Genomic DNA, 15,383 nt, shown 5'->3' with positions numbered 1-15,383 from the left:
TGTAGCGGTTCCTCATCCCTCGCCAGGAAGGTCGTCTGATGACGCAGACCGCCGGGGCCGCCTCCACGCCCCCCGCCCAGATCGGTGCGCTCGATCGCTATTTCAAGATCAGCGAGCGGGGCTCGTCGGTGTCCCGCGAGATCCGCGGTGGGCTGGTCAGCTTCTTCGCGATGGCCTACATCATCATCCTCAACCCGCTGATCCTCGGATCCGGGACCGACGTTGAGGGTAACCAGCTGTCGATCGTCGAGATCGCCGCCGTGACCGCGTTCACCGCCGGCGTCATGACGATCGCGTTCGGGGCGATCGCCCGCTACCCGTTCGCGTTCGCGACCGGCCTGGGCATCAACTCGCTGGTCGCCGTGACCATCGCCCAGCAGGTCACCTGGGCCGAGGCCATGGGCCTGGTGGTGATCGAGGGCATCATCATCGTGATCCTGGCGATCACCGGATTCCGCACCGCCGTGTTCAACGCCGTGCCGCCGGAGCTCAAGGCGGCGATCGCCGTAGGCATCGGCCTGTTCATCGCCATGGTCGGCGTGGTGGACTCCGGCTTCGTCCGCCGCATCCCGGACGCCGCCGGCACCACCGTTCCCGTCGGCCTGGGGATCAACGGCTCGATCGCGTCCTGGCCGACCTTCGTCTTTGTCTTTGGCCTCCTGCTCTGCGGCATCCTGGTCGCCCGCCGGATCCGCGGTGGACTGTTCATCGGCATCGTGGTGACCGCGATCGTCTCCGTCATCGTCGAGGCGATCGCCAACGCCGGGCCGTCCTTCGTCGACGGCGAGCCCAACCCCACCGGCTGGAGCCTGGCCGTCCCACAGTTGCCCGATTCGCTCGGCGGCATCCCCAACCTGTCGCTCATCGGCGAGGCCGACCTGATCGGTGCCTTCACCCGCATTGGCCCGCTGGCCGCCGGCCTGTTCGTGTTCACCCTGCTGCTGGCCAACTTCTTCGACGCCATGGGAACGTTCACCGGCCTCGGCAAAGAGGCCGAGCTCATGGACGACAAGGGCAACCTGCCCAATATGAAGGCCGCGCTGGTCGTGGAGGGCTTCGGCGCGGTGGCCGGCGGTCTGACGTCGTCGTCGTCCAACACGGTCTTCCTCGAGTCGGCCTCCGGTATCGCCGAGGGTGCCCGCACCGGCCTGGCGAACATCGTCACCGGCGGCCTGTTCCTGCTCGCCATGTTCTTCACGCCGCTGTACGAGGTGGTGCCGGTCGAGGCCGCAGCGCCCGCGCTGGTGATCGTCGGTGCGCTCATGATCTCGCAGATCACGCAGATCGACCTGACCAACTTCGCGGTGGCGCTGCCGGCGTTCCTCACGATCGTCGCCATGCCGTTCACGTACTCGATCGCCAACGGCATCGGGATCGGGTTCATCGCCTGGGTCGTGATGGCCACCGCCACCGGCCGCGCCAAGACCGTGCACCCGATCCTGTGGATCGTGGCGATTGCGTTCGTCGTGTTCTTCGCGATCGGCCCGATCACCGACGTGCTGGCCTGATCCGTCGAGTGACGAGCCCCGCGACGTGAACCCCCGGACTCGCGCCGTGACCCTCCGAACCCGCGAGGCGCCCGCATGCGCGTCGTAGACGTCACGGACCCCGCCGACCCCGCGTTGGACGACCTGCGGGACCTCAACCGTTCCGACCGTCGGCCCGACCTGCCCGGAGGTCGCGGCCTCGTGATCGCCGAGGGCACGTACGTGGTGGGCCGCATGCTGCTCTCCCGGTTCGACCCCCACGTGATCCTCGGCACCGACATGCGGCTCGAGCAGCTGCGCCGCGAGGCCTCTGCCGAGGGCTGGGACGCCGATGAGCGGGCCGGGGACGCCGTGTACCTCCGGGCGTCGAAAGACCTGATCAGCGAGGTGATCGGGTTCAAATCAAGCCGCGACATCCTGGCCGCCGCGCACCGTCCCGAGCCGCTGAGCGTCGAGTCGGTGGTCGACGGCGCACGCACACTCGTGGTGCTGGAGGGCGTCAACGATCCCGAGAACCTGGGCGCCATCTTCCGCAACTGCGCCGCGCTCGGCGTGGACGGCGTCCTCTTCGGCGCATCTGCCGGCGATCCGATGTACCGCCGCGTGGTGCGTGTGTCGATGGGGCATGTGCTGCGCCTGCCGTTCGCGCACCTGCCCGGCACCCCCACCACCTGGCAACGCTCGCTCGAGGACTTGCGCGAGCAGGGTTTCCGCACGGTGGCTCTCACTCCTGCCGCCGACACTCCGCTGGCCCGGGCCGTGGACGCGGAGAAGGTCGCATTTCTGCTGGGTGCCGAGGGGCCGGGGCTGACCGAGCACGCGATGGCTGCGTGCGACGTGCGGGCCGCGATCCCCATGACCGACGGCACTGACTCGCTGAATGTGGCGACGGCGGCCGCGGTGGCGTTCTACGAGCGGGCGCGCGGGCGCTGACTCGCGGCCCGAGTCCGGGCAGCCCCAAATGGACAGGCGCCCGCACCCGAAGGTTGCGTCAACCTAGGGTCATCTGTCGCATTTGTTGACGAAATCAAAGTGGGGTCATGTATTCAACCTGACGATTCGGTGAGGGGAAGGCATGACGGGTCAGCGTGTCGGATACATCCGGGTGAGCACGGTGGACCAGAGCGAGGCCCGACAGCTCGACGGCGTGCCGGTTGACGAGACGTTCACCGACAAGGCCAGCGGGCGTGACCGGAACCGGCCCGCACTCACGGAAATGATGAAGTACGTGCGTAATGGCGACCGGGTGCTTGTGCACTCCCTAGACCGGCTGGGGCGCAACGAGGACGAACTCCGGGCGCTCATCGACGAGCTGAACGATCTGGGCGCGGACTCGTGTGCGTGGCGGCGGGGTGGCGCGGCAGCGACGCCCATGCATTCGGTGGTCGGTTGCGCGGTGTGCTGTTGACGGTTCTGGGTGGGTGTAGAACCTGGGGCTTGACGTTCTACGTCTTGTGTCCGATCTGGTGGGCTGACCACGGGCGTGTGTGTGCCTTGCGTCATGGACGGGACCGGTGAGCGGAGGCTTGTGTCCTGTGGTTACCGGCGTGGCTCGCGGGTCAAGCCCTCGCGGCACTTGGTCTCGCCGTCGTAGCTACTGCCGCCGCGGCCCTTGGCGGTGGCCTCCATCGACGAGACGGTGACCATGTCGCCGAAGTCGTTCATAAATTGAACCATGGCATTGCCGCCTTCAAGTGGCATGGACGATGCTGGCAGGAATCCGTGTTCGGCCAGCGTGGACTCGATCTGTGGCCATGTCTGTGCCGGAATGTAGTGTCCGGGAGCGAGGTATTGAGGACCGGAATAGCGTCCGTGGTTTTCCTCATCGCATCCGATGCGGGCGCCGTCGCCACTCGGCTCCCAGGCTTCAGGGGGGATGACCTGGTGCAGGACGTTCGCCAGTGCATCCAGCGAGGCATTCAGCGTGGACACGCTCTCATCGAGCGATGGTTGTGGCCTGCTCATCGGGGTCCCATCCGGTGGAGGATCTGTGTGTGTGCCGGTGTCCGCGCAGGCCGTGGTCACGCACAGCGTTGCCGCCACCAGCGCGATGATTGTCCGCCTCATCGGATCGCGTTTTCCGGATACCCGGCAACAACGGCTGCGAGGTTGAACTGGGACGTCGTCAGTTCCTTGGGGAACGCACTATGCGCGCCGACCTTGTAGCCCGGATCTGTTTTCCGCATTTCCGCTTCGTGGCCTTCCCAGTCGTACCGCTGCTCGGTCATACCGTTCGGGTACGTTACCTCCGCGGTCTCGGTGGATAGTTCTGTCATTCCCCAACTCTGCGGACTGTTGCCGAGTCCGAGTGTGGTGGCCTGGCCGATTCCGCCGATCGGGCCCGAAACAATGTCACCGTCGTTCTCCATGTAGAACGCCCGCGACTCATCAAGGCCCATCGACTCGAGGTCAGCGTATTGATTCGGGTTGTAGAGAGGATTGTTTGTATTCATCTTGAGCAACTCGAGCTCGGTCTTGTCCAGTTGTGGAGCCATATCTGGCACTCCAGGACTGCCATACAGAGTGAGGCTGTCCACGGGAGTCACGGTGTCGTTTGCAAGTTGCTGGGCGGCGATTCCCGCGGTCGTCGACCCGTACGAGTGACCCATGAGCGACAGATTCAGGTCCGGGTCGCCGTTGGCGGCCTGCACCCCACGAACGGTGTCGGACAGTGACGTGGCACCGAGTTCGGCGGCCTGCGGTGTGGCCACCCGGAAATCGCCGTACTTCACCACATCCTGGGGCGCTTGGTATCCCATGAACGCAATCGTCGACGTCGCGCTGTCGGGATCGATGCGTCTGGTGGTTTTTCGAAGCCCTTCGGCATCGCTGACCATCGCGCTGACGCTGTCGTGCACGTTGGTCGTGTAGCCGGGAGTGGTGATCGCGACATTATCCGCCTCGTCTGGGTTCCCCAGTGCGATAGCGGCCTGCAGCTGTGGGTGCGAGTCGTCGTACTCCAAAAGAAGTGCATCGTCAGTATCGAGGGCACGGTTCAGTCGGTTGAGCTCCGTAAGGTGTCGTTCCGCCTTCTCGGCCTTTTCCTTCAGGTCGCGGGCGTCGCTTCTGAGGTGGCCGGCACCGGGCCCGCCTATAAGTCCTCGATGCTTTTCGAGGAAGTCGTCGTACGCGCGGCGCGACTCCTCCGCCGTAACCGCGGCATCGGAGATGTCCTGTGCTAGCGCATCCTGGTTGAGCGAATCCCTGGTCGTGGAGTCGATACCGGGAAGGTTGCGGATCGCGTCGCTCCGCTGCCTGAGGACCTGCTCCTTTTCGTCAGCGGACAGCGATTCCCACCAGATATTGACGTGGTACGGGTTCGTGCCCGCTGGCGGTGGCTCCTCCACACTCATCTGCGAACGCACGGCTTCGTCAACGGACGTGGCGCCACCATCGTCGGTAGCTCCCTCGTTGTATCGCGACAGGCCATCGGCGGCGTCGCGCTCAAGGAATCGGCCCTTGTCCACGATCTCGGAGACAGTCTGCTCAATATCGATCCGGGCAGCTTTACGCAGCGCCTCCTCGTCGTCGGACCGATCAACACCCGGAGCAAGGTCGATCAGGGTGCCGCTGTCGGAGATCGAGAACGAGTACTTGGCGGCAAAAGTCTCGACTCCGACGATGATCTCGTGAAGCGCGCTGACCCCGTCGGCTACGTGGGAGGCGATTCGCCGGATCGCTGTGGCCTCTGCAGCCAGATCCGTCACGACGTCGCCGAGCCTGGTGATCGAACTGGAGGCTGCCTGTTCACCCTGAGAACCCGACCACGAAGCACCCCAATCCGAGTTCGACCGGAGATCCTCCTCGATGTGCTCAAGCGCGGTGACCCTGGAGGTCATGGCGGTGGCAAGGGTCTCGGCGTCCGCAGATTTCCACCGTGTGATCTCCCCGTACGACAATCCCACGCCCGCATCCCCCCTTAGCCGAAAGCAAGGTTAACATCGCCATAGACGCTGCTCCGCACCAATTCTGGTGAGGTCGACTAACGATCACGAAAGGAACCCATGGGACCGGGTCCGCTCCACGTCAAATCCGGAACAGTTCGCTCGCACGGTCAGAATCTCACCTCCTCAGCAGAAGACGCCTCCGCCCAGTTGGCCTCAACCCGAACCGATGCTGGCACTGCCGAGCCAGGCTTTCCCGGCGAGGCCGCTGGCCCCTTCCGGGCCATGGTCCGATCGCTCGCCAGCAAAGACAGCGCTCTGGTGCGCTCGATCGACGAGACAGGCAAAGGCGTCGAAGGAGCTGCCGGCCGTTACGAGTACTGCGAAGACCAGAACGAGGACGTGCTCCGCAACATCCGGATCGAGTTCTAGGTGAACTGAGCACGCAGGTTGTGTACGCGGTGTGTTGCTGATGGGTCTGCGCGGGCGCGGTGTAGACGCTGGCGCGTCATGTACCGGCGCAGGAGCAGGTGCTGCCGAAGCGGCGGAATCCGGTCCCCGGAGGCGCAGTGGAATCAGATGGGCGGCGTGGGGTTGGACAGATTATCTCGCCGCGTCCGCCGCGTCCGCCGCGTCCGCCGCGTCCGCCGCACCCGCCGCGTTAGCGGGGCGCGTACATGATCACGCTGACGCCGATCAGGCAGAGGAGCGCGCCGGTGATGTCCCAGCGGTCGGGGCGGAAGCCGTCCATCGCCATGGCCCAGAGCAAAGAGCCGGCCACAAAGACGCCGCCGTACGCCGCGAGGATGCGCCCGAAGTTCGCGTCCGGCTGCAGGGTGGCAACGAAGCCGTAGGCACCCAGCGCGAGAACGCCCAGGCCCATCCAGATCCAGCCGCGGTGCTCGCGGACGCCCTGCCAGACCAGCCACGCGCCACCGATCTCGAGCAGCGCGGCGAGGGCGAAGAGCAGGACCGACTTGCCGACGGTCATGTGGTCTCGGGGTCCTCCGGCGCGTCCGCAGCGGAGGGAGCGTCGGCAGCAGACGGCGCGTCGGTAGTAGAGGGCGAGGGGGTTGCCGAGCCCGGGTCGGAGTCCGGCGCCCAGACCGGGCCCATCTCAGCGCGGCGGGCCTCGCGGGCCTCGCGGAGCCTGTCGGCGCCTCGCCGGACCATGCCACCGAACCGGCTGGCGAGCTGGCCGGCGCCGGACTTCAGTCTGTCGCGCGTGGATTCGCCGGACCCGTCGACATCGCCGGAGGCGCCAGAGTCGCGGGAGAAGCGACGCGAGACGCGGCGGGCGGTGGAGGGGAGGCGCTCGTAGTCGTCGTCGTAATAGGGCGAGTCCCCCGCGACATCGTCGGGGGCGTCGCCGGCCTCGCGCCGCGCGGCGTCATTGCGTTCCGCCCGCCCCGGGATCCCTGCCAGGTGAAACGCCGGACCGGTCGGCGTGTGCTGCCGGACCTCGCGCCGACCGTCCGTGGCGAAACCGTCGACGGGCACGTCCAGGCCGCCACGCTCCAGGTCGAAGTCCAGCCAGGCGCGGTGTGCGGCGTGGAAGAGCGACGACGACGAGAAGGGGAGTGCGAGCGGATTGTCGTCGGCGCCCTCGAGGGGGAACTCGCCGGCCCAATACGGGCGTTCGAACGGCTGGGGGATGCCCTCGTCCTCGACGATCCGGTCATCCGCCGCGGCGAAGGAGCGCACCAGCTCGCCGGATTCCCAGCGTGCGAAGCCGTGGACACCGGTCTCCGGGTCGTGGGAGAACGCGAGCACGACGGGGGCCTCGACGAGGCGGAGCCACACATCATCGGTCTTGGAGGGGAGTACGGGCCCGTCGAGGGGCGTCTGCACCACGGTCAGGCCCGGGAACGAGCCGATATAGATCTCGCCGGGGCCGGCCGTGGCCGAGCGGTTGAGCGGGAACGTGCCGAGCGAGGCGACCGTGACCGTGGGGTGCAGCCGCGACAGGAGGCGGCGGGCGAAGCCGGGGTCGGACTTGGTGCCAGAGGTGAACAGCGCAGAGGGATTGTCGGTGGACAGGTACCAGAACGTTGCGACGTGGCGGCCCATGGTCAGTCTCAGTCGTCCTTGCTGCGAACGCCGAGGAGGACGTCCTCCCACGACGGCATGGTCGGGTGGCGGCGCGACGACGGCTTGCGCTCCGGCTCGTTGGGGGTGGGCTGGAGGAAGTCGTCGTCGACGTCGGTGCTCTTCGCGTCGGCGTCCTTCCTGGACTGCGCGCCGGGTGCCTTGTCGCGGACCCCGTCGCGGACCTGGTCGCCGGCGCGGCCACCGGAGGCGCCGGCGGAGGAGGGCAGTGCGCCGTCGATCCCGCCGAGGGCGGCCGGGAGTCCGGAGCCGCGGCGGCCGGTGCGCGGGTCGGCGCCCTGGTCGGAGCGGTGCTGGCCGGAGCGGCGCGGATCAGAGCCCTGGTCGGAGCGGCGCGGATCGGAGCCCTGGTCGGCGCGGCCCCCGTCTGCGCGGCGATCGTCGGCGACCGAGCCCGGCTGCGTGATCGCGGCCGGCGGGACGGGCGCGGGGATGCCGGCCGGACCCGAGGGGGACTGCGACGCAGGTGCGGGCGGCACGGCGGCGGGACCAACCGGGGCGGAGCGATCCGGGCTACCTGCACGGTCGGCGGAGATCGGCGTCGGCGCGGGCACCGAACGGATCGGCGGCGGCGACGCGGGAGGCTCGGGCTGCGAGGCCACCGTGCGCAGGGGGGTCGACCGCGACGGGTCGAGGATGCGCTCGGCCTCCTCGTTCAGGGGGCGGGCCGAGCCACCGTGGGAATCGGGGGTGAAGGACCAGGTGGCGTGGGCGTCGTCGGACAGGCCGGCGGGCCAGGAGATGCGCACGATCCAGCCGGTGCCGCGCTCGCGCCAGGCGTCCCATTTCACCAGGTCCAGGTCGATGCCCCAGGTGTCGAGGGCGGCGTGGACCTTGTCGTCGAGGGTGTCCAGTGACGGGCCGTCCGGCATCACCGGGTGGGCTCCGCGCGCCATGTCTGCCGCATTTGAGCGCTCGAGCAGGACGGGAACGGCGAAGCCCTCGATGCGGGACAGTGGAACCCCGGCGTCGGAGGCGACCTGTTCGGGGGAGGCGCCGTGCCGGATGCGGTCCTGGATCTCGCGTGGACGCAGCGTGCCGGTCACGGGTGGACGGCCGGCTCCGGTGTCGGCGAGGAACTCGCCCCGCGCCGCGGCACGGAGGCGGTCGTCGAGCGGCAGTGAGTACTTCTCGCCGGAGTCCCGGTCCTCGCATTCGACCTGCGATGACTCGGCGTTGACCCCGATGATCCTCAACTTCCGCATGCCGCCTCCTGACTGCGTGTGGCACCGCTGCCGCCTCAAGTGGTGTACGGCAAGGGGCCTGGGCGTTGGAGCACATGGTAGGGCAGTGGCGTACACCGGACACGCGGACGGGCCGGACGACCAGAGGAAAACTACAGATGTCGCGACTGGTGTGTCCAGTGTGGCGTGTGGGAACCCCGTGCGCCGGTTCGGCACCCCATACGAGCCGGGCCCGGCCGGGCTGATTCGCTCGACCGGGCCGGTCCCGGCGCAACGCCGAAGCGTCACGCCCAGTGGCTCACCTCAGGACAGCTCGCCCACCACGTAGTCGATGCTGCGGGTCAGCTGCGTGATGTCCTCGGGGTCGATGGCCGGAAACATGCCGACGCGCAGCTGGTTGCGGCCGAGCTTGCGGTACGGCTCGGTGTCGATGATCCCGTTGGCGCGCAGGGTCTTGGCCACTGCGGCGGCGTCGATCTTGTCGTCGAAGTCGATGGTGCCCACGACCTGCGATCGGTGGGCGGGCTCGCCGACGAACGGGGTGGCGAACGCGGACTTCTCGGCCCAGTCGTACAGGCGCGAGGACGAGTCGGCGGTCCGCGTGACGCACCAGTCGAGGCCGCCCTGGTCGTTCATCCACTCGAGCTGGTTGGCGAACATCAGCAGGGTCGCCACGGCGGGGGTGTTGTAGGTCTGGTTCTTGGCGGAGTTGTCCACGGCGGTGGGCAGGGACAGGAAGTCCGGGCACCAGCGGCCGGAGGCCTTGATCTCCTCGACGCGCGCGAGGGCGGCGGGGCTCATGATGGCCACCCAGATCCCGCCGTCGGAGGCGAAGCACTTCTGGGGGGCGAAGTAGTAGACGTCGGTGTCGGCGATGTCGACGGGCAGCCCGCCGGCGCCGGACGTGGCGTCGATCGCGACGAGCGCGTTCTCGGAGCCGGCCGGACGCGTGACGGGCAGCATGACGCCGGTGGAGGTCTCGTTGTGGGCCCAGCCGATGAGGTCGACGGACGGGTCGGAGACGGGCGCGGGCGCGGTGCCCGGCTCGGAGGACACGACGATCGGGTCGCCCAGGAACGGGGCGGCGCCGGTGACCTTGGCGAACTTCGAGGAGAACTCGCCGTAGGTCAGGTGCAGGGACTTCTCACGGACGAGGCCGAAGGCGGCGGCGTCCCAGAACGCGGTGGTGCCGCCGTTGCCCAGCACGACCTCGTAGCCCTCGGGGAGGGAGAAGAGGGAGGACAGGCCGTCGCGCACGCGTCCCACGACGTCCTTGACGGGCGCCTGGCGGTGGCTGGTGCCCATCACCGAGGTGGCGGCGTCGGACACGGCGGCGATCTGCTCGGGGCGCACCTTGGACGGGCCGCAGCCGAAGCGGCCGTCTGCGGGCTTGAGGTCGGCGGGGATGGTGGGCAGCTGATCGCTCATGCGTGGGGTGGCCGTTCCTTGTCGGGGGATATGTCGTCCCCATGGTAGTCGGGGCGGTCAATCCGCCGGAGTAGCGTTCCGGCTATGGAGGATTCCGTGCAGGATCAGGCTCCCGGATCTGCGTCCCACGACCACGCCGCGCACCTCGACCATGCCGCGCATCTCGATCACGCCGCGCACCTCGATCACGCCGCGCACCTCGAGCCGGCCGACTTCGATGCGATGCGCGTCGGGTACGGCCAGCACGAGCGCCTGGACGTGGCTGATCTGGCGGACGGGTGGCTGCCCCTGTTCGCCGCGTGGCTGGAGGAGGCGGGTCGCCGCGGGGTGCGCGAGCCCAATGCGATGGTGCTGGGCACCGCCACCCCGGAGGGACGTCCGTCGACGCGCACCGTCTTGTGTAAGGGCGCGGACGAGCGTGGGGTGAGGTTTTTTACGACGACGACGAGCCGCAAAGGCTCCCAGCTGGCCGCGTCCGGCTTCGCGTCCGTGACTTTTCCGTGGTTGACGGTCGAACGGCAGGTGCATCTGGAGGGGCCCTGCCATCCCCTGAGTAGGGAGGAGTCCCTCGCGTATTGGCGCACGCGTCCGCGGGGGTCGCAGGTGGCGGCGTGGGCGTCAGAGCAGTCGCGTCCGGCGGCGTCGGTCGCGGAACTGGAGCGGTTGTACGCCGAGGCGGCGGAGCGGTTCTCCGGCGACGGCGTGGTGAGTGTGAGCGCGGCGGACGAGGTGCCGATGCCGGATCGCTGGGGCGGCTACCTGCTCACTCCGGAGCGGGTCGAGTTCTGGCAGGGCGGCCGCGACCGCTTCCATGACCGTGTGGAGTGCAAGCTCTCGGACGGTGAATGGTCGGTCACCCGACTCCAACCGTAACGCGGGCGAGGGTAGTCCCGTAACGCGGGCGAGGGTAGTCGCGATCACATGTTCGCGATGCTCCGCGACTCGTCGACCGTTCCCCTGAGACCGCCCTGAAATACGCCTGAACTGCTGCGGACGTGACGCTGACACGTGTCGGGCAGGGGAGCGTGCCGGGTTCGTGGGGGGACCGTGGCTAGGGACCCTTCGTAAGCGTGGTGGACCTCGCGGTAGGCTGTGTCACAGCACATTCGTGGCGGGAGTCGTCCGCCGGGACCAGTCGTCGGAGAGGTAATCGCGTGACCGCAGGCTCGAACGGTTCGGACCGCAATGCAACACTGTCGTATCCCGGCGGTGAGCTGGAACTCGACGTTGTGGATGCCACGTGCGGCAGCGACGCCGTCCAGCTCGGCCCGATGCTGGCCGAGACGGGTATGACCACGCTGGATGTGGGGTTCGTCAACACCTCGTCGTGCACCTCGTCGATCACCTACATCGACGGTGGTCAGGGCATTCTCCGGCACCGCGGGTACCCGATCGAGCAGCTCGCCGAGAAGTCGTCGTTCCTCGAGGCCTCGTACCTGCTGATCTACGGTGAGGATCCCACCGAGGCGCAGCTCGCCGAGTTCACCGACCGGATCATGGGTGAGGTCGCCCTGCCGCAGGCCATGAAGCCGCTGCTCCAGGCGTTCCCGCAGGATACGCATCCGATGCCGGTGTTCTCCGCTGGTGTGAGCCTGTTCGGCACCCATGGTGACGACCTGGATATTGACGATCCCAAGGCTGTCGACCTGGCCACCGCGCGTCTGCTGGGCCGTGGCCCGACGCTCGCCGCCGCCACGCAGCGCATCCGCGCCGGCAAGGAGGCCATCGAGCCGGATGCCTCGCTCGGGTACGTGGGCAACTTCCTGCGCATGACCTTCGGGCCGGAGTACGAGCTCACGGACGAGGTCGTCAAGGCCCTCGACATGCTCCTGCTGCTGCACGCGGATCACGAGCAGAACTGCTCCACGTCCACCGTCCGCATGGTCGGCTCGTCGGAGGCGCCGCTGTACGCCTCGATCACCGGTGGCATCAACGCGCTGTACGGTCCGCTGCACGGTGGCGCCAACCAGGCTGTTCTCGAGATGCTCGAGCGGATCCACGCGGAGGGCGGCGACGCCACCGATTACATGGACCGCGTGAAGAACAAGGTCGACGGTGTGAAGCTCATGGGCTTCGGTCACCGCGTCTACAAGAGCTACGACCCGCGCGCGAAGATCGCCAAGAAGCACGCGGACGCCATCCTGTCGCAGAGCAACGATCCGCTGCTCGAGATCGCCTTGAAGCTCGAGGAGACGGCCCTTGCGGACGACTACTTCGTCGAGCGGAAGCTGTACCCGAACGTCGACTTCTACACGGGGCTGATCTACCGCGCGATGGGCTTCCCGACCGAGATGTTCACGGTCTTGTTCGCCCTCGGCCGCATGCCGGGCTGGATCGCTCACTGGCGCGAGATGCGCGAGGATCCGTCCACCAAGATCAATCGTCCGCGTCAGGTCTACATCGGAGAGACCGAGCGCGACTTCACCCCGATCGGCCAGCGCTGATCTTCAGCCCGATGACCGGGGCGGCCAGCGCGCCGCCCCGTTTGTCGTCTCCGGACCGTTTAGTTTCGTCCGCACAAGTATTTCCACCGGCCACCGCCGGGCGGAGAACACTATCGGTAGGCACGAGTCACGCCCGCCGACCCCCCGAACTCCAGGAGGAGTAACCATGGAGAAGCCCGAGATCGACCTGCCCGAGGGTCCCGCACCCACCGAGCTCGTCGCTGAGGACATCACGGTGGGCGAGGGCAATGAGGCCGTCGCCGGAGGCAACGTCACCGTCCACTATGTGGGCGTGGATTTTGAGAACGGCGAGCAGTTCGACTCTTCCTGGGATCGTGGCGAGTCCATCACCTTCCCGCTGAACGGCCTGATCCAGGGCTGGCAGGAGGGCATTCCGGGCATGAAGGTGGGCGGTCGCCGCAAGCTGACCATCCCGCCGCACAAGGCCTACGGCACGTCCTCGGCCCTGCACCCGCTGGGCGGCAAGACGCTGATCTTCGTGATCGACCTCCTCGAGGCCTGATCGCCTCGGCCCCGGGGTCGCCTCGACGCCCCGCTTCCGCTCACGGAGGCGGGGCGCCGTCGTGTCCGGGCCGCAGTGTGACGCCGAAACAGTGAAAACGGATGCTCGGGCCAGGCTGCAAGACATCCCCCTGCAGTGGCAAGACCTCAATTGCGAAAAACCGGCTGATTCTCGTTCGAGATGTCAGGCAACCCGCCGGCGATGTCTTGCAACCGGCTCCGAGCGGCGGCCGACCGGCTCCGAGCGGCGGCCGACCGGCTCCGAGCGGCGGCCGACCGGCTCCGAGCGGCGGCCGAGCTGCGCCACCGCGGTGCCACCGCGGCACCGGGCGAGCGCTACTTCTCGCCCCGCAGGAACGGCGCCAGCGCATCGAGCACGGCCGGGTCCTCGATAGTTGACGGCACGGGCACGTCGGACTGCCCGTCGGCGATCTGCCGCATCGTCTTGCGCAGGATCTTGCCGGAGCGGGTCTTGGGCAGTCCCTGCACGACGGTGCAGTCGCGGAAGGTGGCCACGGCGCCGATCTCCTGCCGCACCATCTCCACGAGCTCGGCCCGCAGCTGCTCGGGATCGCGCACCTCGCCGGCCTTGAGCACCACGTATCCGACGGGCCGCTGCCCCTTGAGCTCATCGCGCACACCAATGACCGCCGCTTCGGCCACTGCGGGGTGCTTGGCGATCACGGCTTCCATGGACCCGGTGGACAGGCGGTGTCCGGCGACGTTGATCACGTCGTCGGTCCGGCCCATCACGAAGACGTACCCGTCGGAGTCGATGTACCCGCCGTCACCGGTCGAGTAGTAGCCGGGGAAGGCGGACATGTACGAGGAGAGGAACCGCTCGTCGTCGTTCCACAGTCCTGCGAGGGTGCCGGGCGCCATGGGCAGGCGGATGGCGAGGTTTCCTTCCTCGCCAGCGGGGAGCTCGTTGCCCTGGCCGTCGAGTACCACGAGGTCGTACCCGGGCACGGGGACGGTGGGGGAGCCGGCTTTGAGGGGCATGGGGTCGAGGCCGCGGAGGTTGGAGGCAATGGGCCAGCCGGTTTCGGTCTGCCACCAGTTGTCCACGACGGGCTTGCCCAGTACGTTGGTCGCCCACTGGTGGGTGTGGGGGTCCAGGCGTTCGCCGGCGCAGAACAGGGTGTGCATGGCGGAGAGGTCGTACTTCGCGACCTCGGACCCCTCGGGATCCTCCTTGCGGATGGCGCGGACGGCCGTGGGGGCGGTGAACAGGGCGGACACCCCGTGCTGAGACGCCACGCGCCAGAACGCGCCGGCGTCGGGGGTGCCGACGGGCTTGCCCTCGTAGATGACGGAGGTGGCGCCCACCAGCAGCGGGGCGTAGATGATGTAGGAGTGGCCCACCACCCAGCCGACGTCGGAGGCGGTCCACCACACGTCGCCGGGGCGGATGCCGTAGATGTTCCACATGGACCAGGCCAGGGCCACGGCGTGACCGCCGTTATCGCGCACGACGCCCTTGGGCATGCCGGTGGTGCCGGAGGTGTAGAGGATGTAGAGCGGGTCGGTGGCGGCGACCGGCACGGGGTCGGCGGGGGATACGTCGACGACGACGTCGTCCCAGTAACTCCACGTGACGCCCGGTGTCTCGGGGAGCGTCTCGTCCGGGAACTCGGTGTGCCGCGGCGCCACGATGACCGTCGACGGGGTGTGGCTGGACAGTTCGAGGGCCTTGGTGACCATGGGGAAGTAGGGCACTTTGCGCGTGGGCTCGATGCCGCCGTGGCTGGTGACGAGGACTTTCGGGCGGGCGTCGTCGATGCGGATGGCGAGCTCGGGCGCGGCGAATCCGCCAAAGACCACGGAGTGGACGGCGCCGAGACGGGCGCAGGCGAGCATGGCGATCGCGGCGCGGGGCACCATCGGCATGTAGATCACCACGCGGTCGCCCTTGCTCACGCCCTCGGCGGCCAGGGCTCCGGCGAACGCGGCGACCTGCTCCTGCAGCTGCGAGTAGGTGATGGTCTCGGTGGTTCCCGTGACGGCGGAGTCCCAGATGTAGGCGGGCTGGTCACCGCGGCCCGCCTCGACGTGGCGGTCGACAGCGTTGTAGCAGGTGTTGAGCTCGGCGCCGGGGAACCACGAGTAGAAGGGTGCGCGGCTGCCGTCCACGGCGCGGGTGGGCGGGGTGGTCCAGTCGATGTCGCGGGCGGCGTCGAGCCAGAACGCGTCCGGGTCGGTGATCGACTGCTCGTAGGCGGCGGCGTAGGCCGACGCTCCGGTGGCCGTGTCGGCGGTGATGTCCGTCATGGCGTGTACCCCTCACATGCTCCGGATGCGGCCGCCGACCATCTCGCGCGACCC

14 protein-coding genes are annotated in these 15,383 nt (G+C 68.2%); 7 read left to right on the top strand and 7 right to left on the bottom strand.

The genetic code is table 11. The features are described 5' to 3' along the window. Positions 1–38: 38 nt before the first annotated feature. From OPF83_RS12570 to OPF83_RS12560, 3 genes are all read left to right on the top strand, one after another. Positions 39–1,508, top strand: coding sequence for an NCS2 family permease (locus tag OPF83_RS12570; RefSeq protein WP_264887807.1), 1,470 nt, complete (start codon positions 39–41; stop codon positions 1,506–1,508). Positions 1,509–1,583: 75 nt separating this feature from the next. After that, positions 1,584–2,420 (top strand): RNA methyltransferase, encoded by an 837-nt coding sequence (locus OPF83_RS12565; RefSeq protein ID WP_264887806.1) that lies wholly within the window; start codon positions 1,584–1,586, stop codon positions 2,418–2,420. 142 nt (positions 2,421–2,562) lie between these two features. Continuing rightward, a complete protein-coding gene (locus OPF83_RS12560) occupies positions 2,563–2,895 on the top strand; it encodes a recombinase family protein (RefSeq protein ID WP_264887805.1) in 333 nt (110 codons plus the stop codon). Positions 2,896–3,026: 131 nt separating this feature from the next. On the opposite strand, the gene OPF83_RS12555 is transcribed toward OPF83_RS12560, so the two are convergent. Both OPF83_RS12555 and OPF83_RS12550 read right to left on the bottom strand, forming a co-directional pair. Continuing rightward, positions 3,027–3,419 (bottom strand): hypothetical protein, encoded by a 393-nt coding sequence (locus OPF83_RS12555; protein WP_264887804.1) that lies wholly within the window; start codon positions 3,417–3,419, stop codon positions 3,027–3,029. 131 nt (positions 3,420–3,550) lie between these two features. Beyond that, complete coding sequence (locus OPF83_RS12550; protein ID WP_264887803.1) at positions 3,551–5,392, bottom strand: alpha/beta hydrolase family protein; 1,842 nt, start codon at positions 5,390–5,392, stop codon at positions 3,551–3,553. Positions 5,393–5,491: 99 nt separating this feature from the next. Here OPF83_RS12550 and OPF83_RS12545 point away from each other — a divergent pair, with 99 nt between their 5' ends. Then, positions 5,492–5,803: a WXG100 family type VII secretion target gene (locus OPF83_RS12545; RefSeq protein ID WP_264887802.1), complete on the top strand. Its 312-nt coding sequence runs from the start codon at positions 5,492–5,494 to the stop codon at positions 5,801–5,803. 229 nt (positions 5,804–6,032) lie between these two features. Here OPF83_RS12545 and OPF83_RS12540 read toward each other — a convergent pair whose 3' ends face one another. The 4 genes from OPF83_RS12540 to serC form a co-directional block, all read right to left on the bottom strand. Next, on the bottom strand, positions 6,033–6,362 hold the full coding sequence (locus tag OPF83_RS12540; protein ID WP_264887801.1) for a YnfA family protein: 330 nt from the start codon (positions 6,360–6,362) through the stop codon (positions 6,033–6,035). Next, positions 6,359–7,441 carry a DUF6928 family protein gene (locus OPF83_RS12535; protein WP_264887800.1) on the bottom strand — a complete coding sequence of 361 codons (1,083 nt, stop codon included), beginning with the start codon at positions 7,439–7,441 and terminating at the stop codon, positions 6,359–6,361. The genes OPF83_RS12540 and OPF83_RS12535 overlap by 4 nt, the downstream gene beginning before the upstream one ends. Before the next feature lie 8 nt (positions 7,442–7,449). Then, a complete protein-coding gene (gene sepH / locus OPF83_RS12530; protein ID WP_264887799.1) occupies positions 7,450–8,685 on the bottom strand; it encodes a septation protein SepH in 1,236 nt (411 codons plus the stop codon). A 282-nt stretch (positions 8,686–8,967) separates the two neighbouring features. After that, positions 8,968–10,092 (bottom strand): phosphoserine transaminase, encoded by a 1,125-nt coding sequence (serC, locus tag OPF83_RS12525; protein WP_264887798.1) that lies wholly within the window; start codon positions 10,090–10,092, stop codon positions 8,968–8,970. Positions 10,093–10,314: 222 nt separating this feature from the next. Here serC and pdxH point away from each other — a divergent pair, with 222 nt between their 5' ends. The 3 genes from pdxH (at position 10,315) to OPF83_RS12510 (ending at position 13,059) form a co-directional block, all read left to right on the top strand. Continuing rightward, a complete protein-coding gene (gene pdxH, locus OPF83_RS12520) occupies positions 10,315–10,965 on the top strand; it encodes a pyridoxamine 5'-phosphate oxidase (protein ID WP_264887848.1) in 651 nt (216 codons plus the stop codon). A gap of 281 nt (positions 10,966–11,246) precedes the next feature. After that, on the top strand, positions 11,247–12,536 hold the full coding sequence (locus OPF83_RS12515) for a citrate synthase (protein ID WP_264887797.1): 1,290 nt from the start codon (positions 11,247–11,249) through the stop codon (positions 12,534–12,536). Positions 12,537–12,702: 166 nt separating this feature from the next. After that, positions 12,703–13,059, top strand: coding sequence for an FKBP-type peptidyl-prolyl cis-trans isomerase (locus tag OPF83_RS12510; RefSeq protein WP_264887796.1), 357 nt, complete (start codon positions 12,703–12,705; stop codon positions 13,057–13,059). Positions 13,060–13,394: 335 nt separating this feature from the next. On the opposite strand, the gene OPF83_RS12505 is transcribed toward OPF83_RS12510, so the two are convergent. After that, positions 13,395–15,329: an acetate--CoA ligase gene (locus OPF83_RS12505; RefSeq protein ID WP_264887795.1), complete on the bottom strand. Its 1,935-nt coding sequence runs from the start codon at positions 15,327–15,329 to the stop codon at positions 13,395–13,397. Positions 15,330–15,383 lie beyond the last annotated feature (54 nt).

It is taken from the genome of Dietzia sp. NCCP-2495, assembly GCF_026011735.1.
Taxonomy (GTDB): Bacteria; Actinomycetota; Actinomycetes; order Mycobacteriales; family Mycobacteriaceae; genus Dietzia.
The sequence above is the reverse complement of the archived record's forward strand: the minus strand, read 5'-3'. Positions and strand labels throughout refer to the sequence as shown.

Coding starts and splice junctions, on each gene's coding strand:
- OPF83_RS12570 (WP_264887807.1), top strand. CDS start 39: ATGACGCAGACCGCCGGGGCCGCCTCCACGCCCCCCGCCCAGATCGGT.
- OPF83_RS12565 (WP_264887806.1), top strand. CDS start 1,584: ATGCGCGTCGTAGACGTCACGGACCCCGCCGACCCCGCGTTGGACGAC.
- OPF83_RS12560 (WP_264887805.1), top strand. CDS start 2,563: ATGACGGGTCAGCGTGTCGGATACATCCGGGTGAGCACGGTGGACCAG.
- OPF83_RS12545 (WP_264887802.1), top strand. CDS start 5,492: ATGGGACCGGGTCCGCTCCACGTCAAATCCGGAACAGTTCGCTCGCAC.
- OPF83_RS12540 (WP_264887801.1), bottom strand. CDS start 6,362: ATGACCGTCGGCAAGTCGGTCCTGCTCTTCGCCCTCGCCGCGCTGCTC.
- OPF83_RS12535 (WP_264887800.1), bottom strand. CDS start 7,441: ATGGGCCGCCACGTCGCAACGTTCTGGTACCTGTCCACCGACAATCCC.
- sepH (WP_264887799.1), bottom strand. CDS start 8,685: ATGCGGAAGTTGAGGATCATCGGGGTCAACGCCGAGTCATCGCAGGTC.
- serC (WP_264887798.1), bottom strand. CDS start 10,092: ATGAGCGATCAGCTGCCCACCATCCCCGCCGACCTCAAGCCCGCAGAC.
- pdxH (WP_264887848.1), top strand. CDS start 10,315: ATGCGCGTCGGGTACGGCCAGCACGAGCGCCTGGACGTGGCTGATCTG.
- OPF83_RS12510 (WP_264887796.1), top strand. CDS start 12,703: ATGGAGAAGCCCGAGATCGACCTGCCCGAGGGTCCCGCACCCACCGAG.
- OPF83_RS12505 (WP_264887795.1), bottom strand. CDS start 15,329: ATGACGGACATCACCGCCGACACGGCCACCGGAGCGTCGGCCTACGCC.